Below are 13413 nucleotides of genomic sequence, written 5' to 3'. Positions count from 1 at the left end.
GCGACTGGCGGGCGGCCTTCGGGTCGCCCGCCATCTTTTCTCCAGAGCAAAGCATGATCCGACGCGACCTTCTCATCGCGGGCGCCGCTGCGGCCCTGGCGTCTCCGGCCATCGCCCAGCCGAAGCGCGCCCTGCCCAAGGACTTCCTGTGGGGCACGGCGATCTCGGCCCACCAGAGCGAGGGCGGCAATACCAACAGCGACGCCTGGCTGATGGAGAACCTCACGCCCTCGATGTTCAAGGAGCGCTCGGGCGACGCCGTCGACAGCTATCACCGCTACGGCGAGGACTTCGCGCTCGCCGCCGGCCTGGGCTTCAACACTTACCGCCTGGGCGTGGAATGGGCGCGCATCGAGCCCAGCGAGGGCTTCTTCTCCAATGCCGAGCTAGACCACTATGCCCGCGTGCTGGAGGCCTGCCGCGCGCGGGGCCTCAAGCCCATCGTCACCCTGAACCACTTCACGACGCCTTTATGGTTCGCCCAGCGCGGCGGCTTCGAGGTCGCCGACGCCCCGGCCCTGTTCGCCCGCTTCTGCCGCAAGGTGGTCGAGCGCCTGGGACGGCTGATGCACATGGCGACCACGTTCAACGAGGCCAATATCCGGTTGCTGGTCGACCTGATGCCGGGGATCCAGACGATGGTCCCCGTGGTCAAGGCGGCCATCGCCGCGGCCGCCAAGGCCACCGACTCGCCGCGCTTCTCGCGCCTGGCCTATGCGGATCCGGCCATCGTCACGCCGATCATGATCGAGGCCCACCGCCAAGCCTACGACGCCATCAAGCAGGCGCGCCCGTCCCTGCCCGTCGGCATCACCCTGACGACCCAGGACATCCAGTCGGACGATCCCAAGCTGGTGGAGCTCTATCAGCGCAAACTCTATGGCGACTGGGTCGAGGTCGCCCGCACCCATGCCGACTTCTTCGGGGTCCAGACCTACACCCGGTTCGTGGTCGATGAGCACGGCGTGAAGGCGCCGCCGCCCGGCGCGGAGCTGACCCTGTCGGGCTACGAGTTCTATCCGCAGGCCCTAGCCAACACGATCCGCTGGGCGCACGCAGCGATCGGCAAGCCGGTCTACGTCACCGAAAGCGGCGTGGCCGTGAACGACGACACGCGGCGCATCGCCTTCATCGATCAGGCCCTGGCCGGCGTGCGGCAATGCATCGACGACGGCACCCCGGTGCACAGCTATCTCTACTGGTCGCTGCTGGACAATTTCGAGTGGACTTCGGGCTACGCCGTGCCGTTCGGTCTCGTCGCCGTGGACCGCCAGACCTTCAAGCGCACGCCGCGTCCCAGCGCCCTGCACCTGGGCCGGATCGCCAGGGCCAACGCGATCTAGGCCTACGACCACGCGGGCCTTGCCGTGACAGCGCTGCCAGATAGGGTGCGCTCGAAACCCGAGTGCGAGGACGCATGCTCAAGACCCTGGCCTTCACCCTGGCGCTGGCCGTCGCCGCGCCCGCCCTCGCCGCTCCGCTGACCTTGACGGACGTGCCGAAGGCCACCGGCCCGAAGGTCTCGCTGTTCAACGGTAAGGACCTGAAGGCCTGGGACGCCTGGCTGGGCTATGCCGACCCCGCCTTGACCTACAAGCGCCCGCCCGTCGCCCCGATCGGCGTGACGGCCCAGAGCGCCGAGATCTTCAAGGTGGTGCAGGAGGACGGTCGCCCCGCCCTCTACGTAAACGGCAAGACCTGGGGCAGCCTGGTCCACAAGGGCGACTTCAAGGATTATCACCTGCGCCTGCAGTACAAGTGGGGCAAGGGCCGCTGGGCGCCGCGCGAGACGCAGGCGCCCAACAACGGCCTGCTCTACCACTCGCATGGCGCGCCCGGCGTCGTCTGGGGCACCTGGAGCCAGGCGGTCGAGTTCGAGATCATGACCGGCTCGATCGGCATGGTCGTGCCCGTCGGCGAGGCGATCTCGGTCGTGACCAACGCCGTCGACGATCCGGCCCTGATCAAGCCCAACCTGCGCTACGCCCCCACCGGCCGCGCCGTCACCGCCAAGGGCGGCACGGCCGACTGGAACGTCGAGGCCTATAGCGACGCCGAGAAGCCCGCCGGCGAATGGAACACCCTGGATCTCTACGTCCTGGGCGACCGGGCCGTGCACGTGGTCAACGGCGTGCCCGTGCTGGAGGTCCGCGACCTGAAGGCCGGCGGCCAGCCCCTGACCCACGGCGCGATCCAGCTGCAGTCGGAAGGCGCCGAGACCTTCTTCCGCGACATCGTGCTGGAGCCGATCAAGACCCTGCCCAAGGTCAGGTGATCCGGCGCTTCTCCAGCTTCCGGGCCAGGGTCCGGCGGTGCATGCCCAAACGCCGGGCGGTCTCGGAGATGTTGAAGTCGGTCTCGACCAGGGTCTGGTGGATCCGCTCCCACTCCAGGTTCTTGATCGAGGTCGCCCGCTCGCCGATGGCGGCGTCGACATCGCCGTCGCCCTTGTGGAAGGCCGCCTCGATGTCGTCGGTGTTCGAGGGCTTGGCCAGGTAGTGGCGGGCGCCCAGCTTGATGGCCTCGACGGCGGTGGCGATGCTGGCGAAGCCGGTCAGCACCACGATCAGCATGGTCGGGTCACGCTCGGCCAGGGCGCGGACGCAGGCCAGGCCGGACTCGCCGGCCAGCTTCAGGTCGACGACAGCGTAGCGCGGCGCGAAGGTCTCCAGCGCCGCCATCGCCTCGTCCAGACCGCGGGCGTGGACGACCTCGTAGTCGCGGCGTTCGAAGGAACGCTTGAGGGTCGCGGCGAACTTCTCGTCGTCCTCGATGATGATCAGCTTGCGGTCAGTCGGCACGGCTGATCTCCAGGGACGACAGCGGCAGGTCCAGCACCACACGCGCCCCGCCTTCGGCCAGGTTCTCGGCGTCGGCGCGGCCGCCCAGCTTGCGCAGGACGTTGACGACCAGGAACAGGCCAAGCCCGCCGCCGGCCCGGCCCTTGGTCGAGTTGTAGGGCGTGCCGAAGTTTTCCAGCGTCTCGGCGGTGAAGCCGGGGCCGTCGTCCTCGACCTCGATCAGCAGCCGATCCTCGCGTACGCCGGCCCACAGCCGCACCGCGCCGGCGGAGGCGTCGAGGGCGTTGTCGAGCACGTTGTGGATCACCTGCTTCAGGGTCGATTCCGCGACGATCGGGGTCGGGGCGATCAGGTCGGTCTCATAGACCAGGGCCTCGCCGTTGCGGGTGGCGCGCCAGTCGCTCACCACCTCGTCCATGAAGGCCCGCAAGGTGCTGGCCCGCACCTCGCCGCCGCGCGCCTCGCCGGCCGACTGCAGGACGCCGGTGACGATGGTCTTGCAACGTCGGACCTCGCCGCGCATGTCTTCCAGCTCCTGGGCCAGGTCGGGCTGGCTGGCGAAGATCGGCATGCGCCGCCAGTCGCCCAGGATCACGTCCAGCGTCGCCAGCGGCGTGCCGAGCTCATGCGCGGCGCCGGAGGCCAGGAGGCCCATGCGGACGATGTGGGTCTCTTCCGCCGCCAGCTGGCGCAGCTCGGCCAGGCGCGCGTCGTGGCGGCGCAGGTTGGCGTTGATGCGGGCGACGAAGGTCACCAGCAGCACCGCGTCCAGGACGATGCCGACCAACATGCCCATCAGGAACAGGTCGAAGAAGGTCTGGTCGCTGAGCCCGGTGGCGACGATCGGCCGGTTGAAGGCCACCAGCATGACGAAACAGAAGCTGGTCAGGGCCACGATCGCCCAGGTCGCCCAGGCCTCCAGCAGCACCGCCCCCAGGATCACGTGCAGCAGGTAGAGGGTCGTGAACGGATTGGTCGCGCCGCCGCTCAGATACAGCTGGACGGTCAGGGCCAGGGCGTCCAGCGCCAGGGCCACGAACAGGTCGTAGCGGCCCAGCGGCGTCGCTCGCTTCAGGCGCGCCAGGCTGAACAGGTTCAGCGCCACCAGCGCGACCAGCACCAGCATCATCGCCGCCAGCGGCAGGCGGAAGCCCAGACTGAAATGCACCGCCAGGATGGTGACCACCTGCCCCAGCACCGCGATCCAGCGCAGGTGGATCAGCTGCAGCATGTTCTGGCGTGCGATGGCGTCAGCCGGGCCGCTGGCGTTGTCCGCCGCCCGCGCGCCCGAGAGCCAGCCCGCCACGCCGGAGAACAGGATGCTGGCGGTCGGGCTCATGCGTCTCCTACACCTGGGTTCCGCCGCGCGTCGCGCGCGACGTAGAGACCAGCGCCGCTCGTCAGCAGGGCCAGGCCGAACCAGGTCAGGGCGTAGACTAGATGACTGTTGGGGAAACGCACGACCGTAAGACCCCCTAGGGGCCAGCCGCCCGGATTGGGCGCGGCGTCCGCGTCCACGAAGTAAGGCGCGACCTCGGTGAGCTTGTGCGCGGCGGCGATGGCCTGGACGTCGCGGGAATACCACCGCCCCTGCCCCGGTTGGTTCGCTCGCAGGAAGCCGCCGTGGGGCTCGGTCGCTCGTAGCAGGCCTACCACCGCGACGGGACCAGCGGGATGTGAAGCGGCGCCCTTTTGCTCGGCCGGCACGAAACCGCGATTGACCAGCACGGTGAAGCTGCGATCGGTCTTCAGCGGTGTCAGGACCCAGAAACCCGGGCCCTTCTCGGTGACGGCCTGCACCAGGGTCTCGTCGCCATGGTCGAAGACGCCTGAGACCCGGACACGGCGATAGACGTCATCACTCGACCAGCCCATCGGAGCCGGAACCGGCTCGGCGTGGATCCGCTGCTCGACCTTGGCGATGAGATCCAGCTTCCACGCCCGGCGCTGGACCTGCCAGGCGCCAAGCAACACAAAGACCACGGTGAAGGTGGCGCACAGCCCGATCAGGGCGATCGACCGTGCGCGCCTTCCCGAGGTCACGGCATCTGCTTCATGTCGTGCGCATCGAGCGGCATCATGTGGGTGTTGAGATTGTGCATCACCCACAGCGAGCCGCTCAGCGTGATCACCACCAGGATCAGGGTGAACATCAGGGCCAGCAGGGTCCATCCGCCTTCCGAACGCGAGTTCATGTGCAGGAAATAGATCATGTGGACCAGCACCTGGATCACCGCCAGCCCCATGACGGCCACGGCGGTCATCTGAGGCGTCGGCAGGACGTGACCCATGACCAGCCAGAACGGGATCGCCGTCAGGATCACCGCCAGTACGAAGCCGATGACATAGTCCTTCAACGAGCCGTGGCCGGCGTCGTGGCCATGGCCCTCGTGGGCGCCGGGGGCGTGGTGGGTGTCGTGGCCAGCGGCGGTCATTTCAGCGATCCCAGCAGGTAGACGAACGAGAAGACGCCGATCCAGATCACGTCCAGGAAGTGCCAGAACATCGACAGGCACATCAGCCGGCGCTTCATGGCCTCGTCGAGACCGCGCTGGCCGACCTGGACCATCAGGGTGACCAGCCACAGGATGCCGAAGGTCACGTGCAGGCCGTGGGTGCCGACCAGGGTGAAGAACGACGACAGGAAGGCGCTGCGCTGCGGGCCAGCGCCCTCGTGGATCAGGTGGGCGAACTCGTAGAGTTCCAGCGACAGGAAGCCCAAACCGAACAGGCCGGTGATCGCCAGCCAGACCAGGGTCGGCGTCTTGCGGCCGGCCTGGGCCGACAGCATCGCAAAGCCGTAGGTGATCGACGAGAACAGCAGCAGGCCGGTGTTCACGGCCACCAGCGGCAGGTCGAACAGGTCCGCGCCCGACGGCCCGGCCGCGTAGTTGCGGCCCAGCACGGCGTAGGTGGCGAACAGCACCGCGAAGATCAGGCAGTCGCTCATCAGGTAGATCCAGAACCCCAGCAGGGTCCCGTTCTCCGGATGGTGCTCCTCGGTCATGTGGAAGCTGTTGGCGTCCACTTCCGTCAAGGCATGGGCTTTCGAGGCCATGGTCAGGTCAGGCTCCGCAGGGCTTGGGTGCGCGCGTCCTCGACGCGGACGACCTCCTCGGCCGGGATGTAGTAGTCGCGCTTGAAGTTAAAGGTGTGGGCGATCGCCGTGACGATCAGGGCGACGAACGACACCGCCGCCAGCCACCAGATGTGCCAGATGAGCGCGAAGCCCAGCACCGTGCTGATCCCGGCCAGGATCACGCCCGCGCCGGTGTTGGCCGGCATGTGGATCGGGATGTAGCCGGTCGTCGGGCGTTCATAGCCACGCGCCTTCATGTCCCACCAGGCGTCCAGTTGGTGAACCACCGGCGTGAAGGCGAAGTTATAGGCCGGCGGCGGCGACGAGGTCGACCACTCCAGCGTCCGGCCGCCCCAGGGGTCGCCGGTCTCGTCGCGCAGGGCCTCGCGGTTGCGGATGCTGACGACGATCTGGACGATGAAGGCCAGGATGCCGCCGAGGATGATCACCGCGCCCAGGGCGGCGATCACGAACCAGATCTGCAAGGACGGATCCTCGAAGTGGCTGACGCGGCGCGTCACCCCCATCAGGCCCAGCACGTACAGCGGCGTGAAGGCGACCCAGAAGCCGACCAGCCAGCACCAGAACGAGACCTTGCCCCAGAACGGATCCAGCTTGAAACCGAAGGCCTTGGGGAACCAGTAGGTGATGCCGGCGAACATGCCGAACACCACGCCGCCGATGATCACGTTGTGGAAGTGGGCGATCAGGAACAGGCTGTTGTGCAGGACGAAGTCGGCGGGCGGGACGGCCAGCAGAACGCCGGTCATGCCGCCGATCACGAAGGTGACCATGAAGCCCAGCGTCCACAGCATCGGCACCTCGAACCGGATGCGGCCGCGGTACATCGTGAACAGCCAGTTGAAGATCTTGGCCCCGGTCGGGATCGAGATGATCATCGTCGTGATCCCGAAGAACGAGTTCACGCTCGCCCCCGAACCCATCGTGAAGAAGTGGTGCAGCCAGACCAGGTACGACAGGATGGTGATGACGACGGTCGCGTAGACCATCGAGCTGTAGCCGAACAGGCGCTTGCCGCAGAAGGTCGAGACCACTTCAGAGAACACGCCGAAGGCCGGCAGGATCAGGATGTAGACCTCGGGGTGGCCCCAGATCCAGATCAGGTTCACGTACATCATCGGGTTGCCCCCGAAGTCGTTCGTGAAGAAGTTCGTATACAGGTACCGGTCGGCGGTCAGCAGGGCCAGGGTGGCGGTCAGGATCGGGAAGGTCGCCACGATCAGGACGTTGGTGCACAGCGAGGTCCAGGTGAAGACCGGCATCTTCATCAGGCTCATACCCGGGGCCCGCATCTTGATGATGGTCACGACCAGGTTGATGCCCGAGAGCGTTGTCCCCACCCCGGCGATCTGTAGCGCCCATATGTAGTAGTCGACCCCGACATCCGGACTGTAGGCCAGGTTCGATAGCGGCGGATAAGCCAGCCAGCCGGTGCGGGCGAACTCGCCGACGAACAGCGACAGCATCACCGTCAGCGCGCCGCCCACCGTCATCCAGAAGCTGAAGTTGTTCAGGAACGGAAAGGCCACGTCGCGGGCGCCGATCTGCAGCGGCACGGCCAGGTTCATCAGGCCGGTGACCAGCGGCATGGCCACGAAGAAGATCATGATCACGCCGTGGGCGGTGAAGATCTGGTCGTAGTGATGCGACGGCAGGTAGCCTTCGTTGGCCCCGAAGGCCATGGCCTGCTGGGCCCGCATCATCAGGGCGTCGGCGAAACCGCGCAGCAGCATGACGATGGCCAGGATGATGTACATCACCCCGATCTTCTTGTGGTCGACGCAGGTCAGCCACTCACGCCACAGATAGCCCCACAGCTTGTAGCGGGTCAGCAGACCAAGGGTCGCCAGGCCGCCCAGGGCGACCATGACGAAGGTGCCCAGCAGGATGGGCTCGTGCAGCGGAATGGCGTCCCAGGTGAGACGGCCGAAGATGAATTTGACGAGGTCCGGGGACATGCTGGTCTCTAACCTTGGCTCAGCGCGCTTCAGCAGGCTTCGGGGCGCAGAGCGCGGCGACGAAGGCTCGCAGGCCGCCCTCCTGGCCGCGCCGCACGCGCTTGTCGTATTCGAGGGTGGTGACGTTGTAGACGCCGGCCATGCCGAGGCCGCCGTTGGCGTCGATGCGCATCATGTCGTGCTGGCACATCTTGCCCGGCTCGACGCAGCGATTGACGGCCTTGTCGAACAGGCCCGCATCGACCGAGGAGAACTTCTGCACCGGGGCCTTCTGGCTGGGCTTCTCCAGAACGAGATAGCGCGGGCCGTCCAGGCGCTCATCGCCCTTGCGAACCTCGGCGGCCCAGCGCTCGAAGTCGGCCCGGCTCATGCCGTGGAACTTGAAGCGCATGTGCGAGAACCCCTCGCCACTGAAATTGGCCGAGAAGCCGTCGAAGGTGCCAGGCTTGTTGATCACCGCATGCAGCTGGGTGGTCATGCCGGGCATGGCGTAGATCTGGCCGGCCAGGGCGGGCACGTAGAACGAGTTCATCACCGACGAGCTGGTCAGCTGGAAGTCGATCGGCGTGTCGATCGGCGCGGCCAGTTCGTTGACCGTGGCGACGCCCAGCTCGGGATAGATGAACAGCCACTTCCAATCGAGCGCCACCACCTGGACCTTCAGCGGCTTGACGCCCTCGGCGCTGCGGCCCGGCGCCAGGCGGTCGAGCGGACGATACGGATCCAGCAGGTGGGTGCTGGTCCAGGTCACCGCGCCCAGGATGGTGATGATCACCAGCGGCGCGGCCCAGATCACGATCTCCAGGCGCGTGGAGTGGTGCCAGTCGGGATCGTACTCGGCCTCCTCGTTGGAGCGCCGGTATTTCCAGGCGAAGAACAGGGTCAGCGCGATCACCGGCACGATGATCACCAGCATCAGCACGGTGGCGACGATGATCAGGTCGCGCTGCTGCATGGCGATATCGCCGGACGGGTTCATCACCACCCAGTCGCAACCGCCCAGCGCCAGGAGCGCGGGCAGCAGGGCCAACTTGGCCAAAACACGGGGCGACGGAAGGAGTTTCGGACGCATAGCGCGGCCGATAGGGCGTTCTGCTGCAGTGCGACATTGGACCGTTTGTCCTAGCCCCCTCCCCGGTCCGGAGCGGAAGCGCCGCAAAGGCGTTTGCCAGATCGCGTCCCTTGGCCCCATGCTCGCCTCAAGACCGCCCTTTAGGCGGCGCGACAGTTGGAAGTTGGGACGGAAACGAGGAATAGGCGCGTCAGTTCATGGCTCAAGAGTTCACAGTACCCACCTCATCCGGCCTGGAGCGCGATGCGCGCCGGATGCACGCCGATTCCCACGGCGTCCGATCGGGCGAGATCGCCCTGGGCGTGGTCATCGGCCGCACCTCGGAATTCTTCGACTTCTTCGTCTACGCCATCGCCTCGGTGCTGGTGTTCCCGCAGCTGTTCTTCCCGTTCGTCGACCGCCTGACCGGCGTCATGTACGCCTTTGCGATCTTCGCCCTGGCCTTCATCGCCCGCCCCATCGGCTCGGTGATCTTCGGCATGATCGACCGGCGGTTCGGCCGCGGGGCCAAGCTGACGGTCGCGCTGTTCCTGCTGGGCGGCTCGACCGCGGCCATGAGCTTCCTGCCGGGCTATGCGGTCGCGGGGCCCCTGGCCATCTGGGCCCTGGCGGCCTTCCGCATCGGCCAGGGCCTGGCGCTGGCCGGCGCCTGGGACGGCCTGTCCTCGCTGCTGGCCCTCAATGCGCCCGAGACCAAGCGCGGCTGGTACGCGATGATCCCGCAGCTGGGCGCGCCGTTCGGCTTCATGCTGGCCAGCGGCCTGTTCGCCTATTTCGTCGCCAGCCTGGGTTCGGCCGACTTCCTCGACTGGGGCTGGCGCTATCCGTTCTTCGCGGCCTTCGCGATCAATGTCGTGGCCCTGTTCGCCCGCCTGCGCATCGTCGCCACCGAGGAATACGGCGCCCTGTTCGAGAAGCGCGAACTGCGCCCCTCCCCGGTCGCCTCGCTGCTGCGGGCCGAGGGCGGCAATGTGCTGATCGGCATGTTCGCGCCGCTGGCCACCTTCGCCATGTTCCACCTGGTCACCGTCTTCCCGCTGTCGTGGGTAGCGCTGCACGACGACGCCCAGGCCCTGACCTTCCTGCGCATCGAGCTGGTCGGCGCCGTGGTCGGCGTGCTGGGCATCCTGGCCTCGGGCTGGATCGCCGACCGCATCAACCGCCAGAACCAGCTGGCCCTGTCGGCCCTGCTGATCTTGGGCTTCAGCCTGCTGGCTCCACGCCTGCTGGACGGCGGCTCGCTCGGCCAGACCCTCTATGTGGTCGTCGGCTTCGCGATCCTGGGCCTGTCGTTCGGCCAGGCCGCCGGCACGGTCAGCTCGCGCTTCTCCAAGCGTTATCGCTACACCGGCGCGGCCCTGACCTCGGACCTGTCGTGGCTGATCGGCGCGGGCTTCGCGCCGCTGGCCGCCCTGGGCCTAGCCTCTGTCTGGGGCCTGCCGGCCATCGGCCTCTACCTGGCCTCCGGCTCGATCGCGACCCTGATCGCCCTGACCCTGGACCGCAATCGTCAGCGGGCGAAGACCTAGGACGCGCCCTAGCGCGCCAACGAGAACTCCACCGGCGCTTCCATCTCGATCCGGTCGCCCTTGATCGTGTGGGGCGGCGCCGGAAACGGATCCGAGCGCGTGACCATGGCCAGGACCTCCTGATCCAGCAGCGGATGGCCGGTGGGACCGGTCAGGCGGCAGTCCAGCACGTGCCCTGAGCGGTCGATGACGAAGACCACCCGCGCCACGCCCTCCTGCTTCCGCATGCGGGCGGCCTTGGGATAGGCCTTGTTGCTCTCCAGCCAGGCGCGAACACGGGTGATGTAGCTCGAACTGGAGCCGGCATGCGCCTGAACGCTGTCGGCCTTCTCGGAGCCAGCCGGCGGCTTGGCCGCGGTGGCCGCCATGGCCTTGGCGGCGGCGGGCGTCGCGGCGGGCGCGGCAGAGGCCGAGCGGGCGTCAGCGTCCGCCGGCGCGGCGGTCGGCGCGGAAGGCTTCGAGGGCGGCGCGACCACCGTCCAGGCGTCCGGCGCGGGCGGCGTGATCCGGACCTTCTCCGGCGGCGTGACCGGCGACGGCGAGGCCTCTGCCTGTTCGGGCTCCGGCGCGGACCGGGCGTCCGGCGAGGCGGCGTTGTCGGTCTGGGTCAGGGACGGATCGCCCAGCGAGATCAGCATGGCCTCCTCGTCCTGGGCGACCGTCGCCATGGTCGGCGCCATCTGCATGACGCATAGCGCCAGGGCGCCGTTGATCGCCAACGACGCCCCCGTGGCCCAGGCGCGAATTTGCCAGGGCGCGCGCATGCTAGAAGGTGCGCGCCAGGGTCAGCTTGAAGGTCCGGCCCTCGGCGTCCAGCGACATCAGGTGACGCTTGAAGGTGCGGTCGAACAGGTTTTCGACGGCCACCTGGACGTTCAGCCCGGCCAGGGCGCCGTCCTGCGGACGCCAGTTCAGGAAGACGTTGTGCACGTCATAGCCCGGCGTGCGCAGCGAGGCGGTCGTCACCTCGTCCTGGTCGTCGGTGACCTCGGCGCGCCAGCCGACCGTCAGGTTCTCGGCCGGGAAGATATAGCCCAGGGTCAGGTTCAGCGTGTTGGCCGGAATGGTGTTCAGCGGCTGGCCGTTCAGGCGGTTCTCGCCATCGATGATCGACACGGCCGCGCGGGCGAAGAACTGCCGCGCACCATATTCGGCCTCGACCTCGACGCCCTTGTAGCGGGCCTTGCCGATGTTGATGAAGTAGGCCGAGGTCGCCGTGCCGCGGGCGATCAGGTTGTCGACGTCGTTCTGGAACAACGTCGTCTTGACCCGCGCCTGGTCGCCCTGGCTGAACAGGTTACGCAGCTGCAGCGTGCCGCCGACTTCGTAGTTGTCCGACTCCTCGGGCTTGAGGTTCAGGCTGTAGTTGGTCGAGGCCGTGGCCGTGCGGCTGTAGATCTCGTCCAGCACCGGCATGCGCACCGTATGGGCGACCGAGCCGAACACCGAGAAGGCCTCGGTCACCGCGTACATGGCCGCGATCTTGGGCGAGATGGCGCTGTCATTGACCTTTTGGGTGGTGGTCACGCCCAGGCCCGGCTGCAGCTTGGTCCAGTCGACGCGGGCGCCGGGGATCAGGGTCAGCTTGCCGACCAGGATCTCGCCCTGGGCGAACAGGCCGTACTTCTCCATATCGCCTTCGGGGTGGGTGGCCGCGCCGTGGTTCGTGCCGGTGGCGGTGCGGCGCGGGTTGCGGCGCTCCTGCTTGCTGGCCTGGGCCCCGATGGTCAGGAAAGCCACGTTCTCGCCGCCCAGTTTGAACTCCGAGACGTTCTCGATCCGGCCCTGGCGGGTCTTGTACGAGAACTGGCTCTCGATCACGCCGCTCAGGAAGGTCGTGTCCGTCTGGTTGACCTTGGTATTGGCGTAGGAAACCTGCGCCTTCAGATCCAGCAGGTCGTTGCCGGCGAAGTCGTTCTCGTAGCCGATCACCCCGGTCTGATCGGTGGTGATGCGGTGCACCGGCGTCGTGCCGAAGGCCTCGGCCTGGTCGTAGATCTGGGTGCTGTCGTTCTTCCAGTTCTGGTACGAGGCCCAGACGTTGTGCTTCTTGTTCCCGCCGAAATAGTAGCGGGTCTTCAACAGGTAGCTGTCGGACTCGGCCTTGGAAGTCGGGACCACGGCGCCCGCGCCGTTCTTGTACTCGTCGCTGCGGCGCACGGTGTACATGGCCAGGACGTCCAGGTTCTCCACCGGCTTGCCGGCGATGACGGTCGAGCCGAAATAGGCGTCGGCGTTGGTCTCGAGCCCGCCGCGCAGGCGCACGGCGAAGCGGTCGTCACCGGTCAGGAAGTCCGAGGCGTCCTTGCTGGTGAAGTTGACCACGCCCGCCAGCGCGCCGGCGCCGTACAGGGTCGACGAGGCCGGGCCGCGCAGCACCTCGACGCGCTTGTAGAGCTCCGGGTCACTGAAGAACGAGCCCATCCGGTACTGCTCGAAGAATTTCGTCGTGCCGTCGATCTGCATCAGGATGCGGCTGTCGCTGTCGGCCAGCCCCGTGCCCATGCCGCGGATGTTGAAGCCCTGCCCCAGCGCGCCGACGCCGCCCATGGTCGAGACGCCGGGAATGGCGGTCAGCAGGTCGCCGATGGTCGAGGCCTGGGCCTGGTCGATGTCGTCCTGGTCCAGGGTGGTCACGGCCTGGGGCGTGTCGATCGCCACCTTCTCCTGGCCGGCCGAGACGACGACCTTGCCCAGGGAGAGCTGGCTGGACGTGGCGGTCGCGCCTTCCTGCGGCGGCGCCGAGGTCGTGGCCTGAGCATGGGCCACACCCGCGAGAATGATCTGGGCGGCGCCGGCCAGCAGCAGGCCGCGCGTGAAATGAATAGTGCGCATCGAAATATCCCCAATATATGCGAATAAGAATCATTCGCGTACATCGGCGAGATCGAGCCCCTAGGATCCGCCCCGCCGAACAGCGCCGCTTTGTGGTCGCTCTTCGGCCTAAATGCAA

12 protein-coding genes are annotated in these 13413 nt (G+C 67.3%); 3 read left to right on the top strand and 9 right to left on the bottom strand.

Annotated elements, in window-relative coordinates:
• The first annotated feature begins 53 nt into the window (after positions 1-53).
• Positions 54-1343, top strand: a complete 1290-nt coding sequence (locus AC1RR5_RS26130) for a glycoside hydrolase family 1 protein (protein ID WP_492926591.1) — start codon at positions 54-56, stop codon at positions 1341-1343.
• A 74-nt stretch (positions 1344-1417) separates the two neighbouring features.
• Positions 1418-2275 carry a 3-keto-disaccharide hydrolase gene (locus tag AC1RR5_RS26125; RefSeq protein WP_492926589.1) on the top strand — a complete coding sequence of 286 codons (858 nt, stop codon included), beginning with the start codon at positions 1418-1420 and terminating at the stop codon, positions 2273-2275.
• Here the strand turns inward: AC1RR5_RS26125 and AC1RR5_RS26120 are convergent.
• Genes AC1RR5_RS26120 through cyoA form a run of 7 tightly spaced genes read right to left on the bottom strand, consistent with a single transcriptional unit; the run spans position 2268 to position 8931 of the window.
• Entirely contained in the window at positions 2268-2801 is a 534-nt protein-coding gene (locus AC1RR5_RS26120) for a response regulator transcription factor (protein ID WP_492926587.1), read from the bottom strand. The genes AC1RR5_RS26125 and AC1RR5_RS26120 overlap by 8 nt on opposite strands.
• Complete coding sequence (locus AC1RR5_RS26115) at positions 2791-4140, bottom strand: ATP-binding protein (RefSeq protein WP_492926585.1); 1350 nt, start codon at positions 4138-4140, stop codon at positions 2791-2793. Before AC1RR5_RS26115 ends, AC1RR5_RS26120 begins: the two co-directional genes overlap by 11 nt.
• Positions 4137-4844, bottom strand: coding sequence for an SURF1 family protein (locus AC1RR5_RS26110; RefSeq protein WP_492926583.1), 708 nt, complete (start codon positions 4842-4844; stop codon positions 4137-4139). The genes AC1RR5_RS26115 and AC1RR5_RS26110 overlap by 4 nt, the downstream gene beginning before the upstream one ends.
• Positions 4841-5236, bottom strand: a complete 396-nt coding sequence (cyoD, locus tag AC1RR5_RS26105; protein ID WP_492926581.1) for a cytochrome o ubiquinol oxidase subunit IV — start codon at positions 5234-5236, stop codon at positions 4841-4843. The genes AC1RR5_RS26110 and cyoD overlap by 4 nt, the downstream gene beginning before the upstream one ends.
• Positions 5233-5859 carry a cytochrome o ubiquinol oxidase subunit III gene (gene cyoC / locus AC1RR5_RS26100; protein ID WP_492926579.1) on the bottom strand — a complete coding sequence of 209 codons (627 nt, stop codon included), beginning with the start codon at positions 5857-5859 and terminating at the stop codon, positions 5233-5235. Before cyoC ends, cyoD begins: the two co-directional genes overlap by 4 nt.
• 2 nt (positions 5860-5861) lie before the next feature.
• Positions 5862-7859: a cytochrome o ubiquinol oxidase subunit I gene (gene cyoB / locus AC1RR5_RS26095; protein WP_492926577.1), complete on the bottom strand. Its 1998-nt coding sequence runs from the start codon at positions 7857-7859 to the stop codon at positions 5862-5864.
• 19 nt (positions 7860-7878) lie between these two features.
• On the bottom strand, positions 7879-8931 hold the full coding sequence (gene cyoA, locus AC1RR5_RS26090; RefSeq protein WP_492926575.1) for a ubiquinol oxidase subunit II: 1053 nt from the start codon (positions 8929-8931) through the stop codon (positions 7879-7881).
• A gap of 197 nt (positions 8932-9128) precedes the next feature.
• Between cyoA and AC1RR5_RS26085 the strand changes: the two genes are divergently transcribed.
• Positions 9129-10460, top strand: a complete 1332-nt coding sequence (locus tag AC1RR5_RS26085) for an MFS transporter (RefSeq protein ID WP_492926573.1) — start codon at positions 9129-9131, stop codon at positions 10458-10460.
• Between the two features lie 8 nt (positions 10461-10468).
• On the opposite strand, the gene AC1RR5_RS26080 is transcribed toward AC1RR5_RS26085, so the two are convergent.
• Together AC1RR5_RS26080 and AC1RR5_RS26075 are read right to left on the bottom strand one after the other, a co-directional pair.
• A complete protein-coding gene (locus AC1RR5_RS26080; protein ID WP_492926571.1) occupies positions 10469-11224 on the bottom strand; it encodes an energy transducer TonB in 756 nt (251 codons plus the stop codon).
• Between the two features lies 1 nt (position 11225).
• Positions 11226-13295: a TonB-dependent receptor domain-containing protein gene (locus tag AC1RR5_RS26075; RefSeq protein WP_492926569.1), complete on the bottom strand. Its 2070-nt coding sequence runs from the start codon at positions 13293-13295 to the stop codon at positions 11226-11228.
• Positions 13296-13413: the final 118 nt, after the last annotated feature.

It is taken from the genome of Caulobacter sp. GW821-FHT11E11 (genome assembly GCF_058808315.1).
Note: the sequence above shows the minus strand (reverse complement) of the source record. Positions and strands in the feature narration are given on the sequence as shown.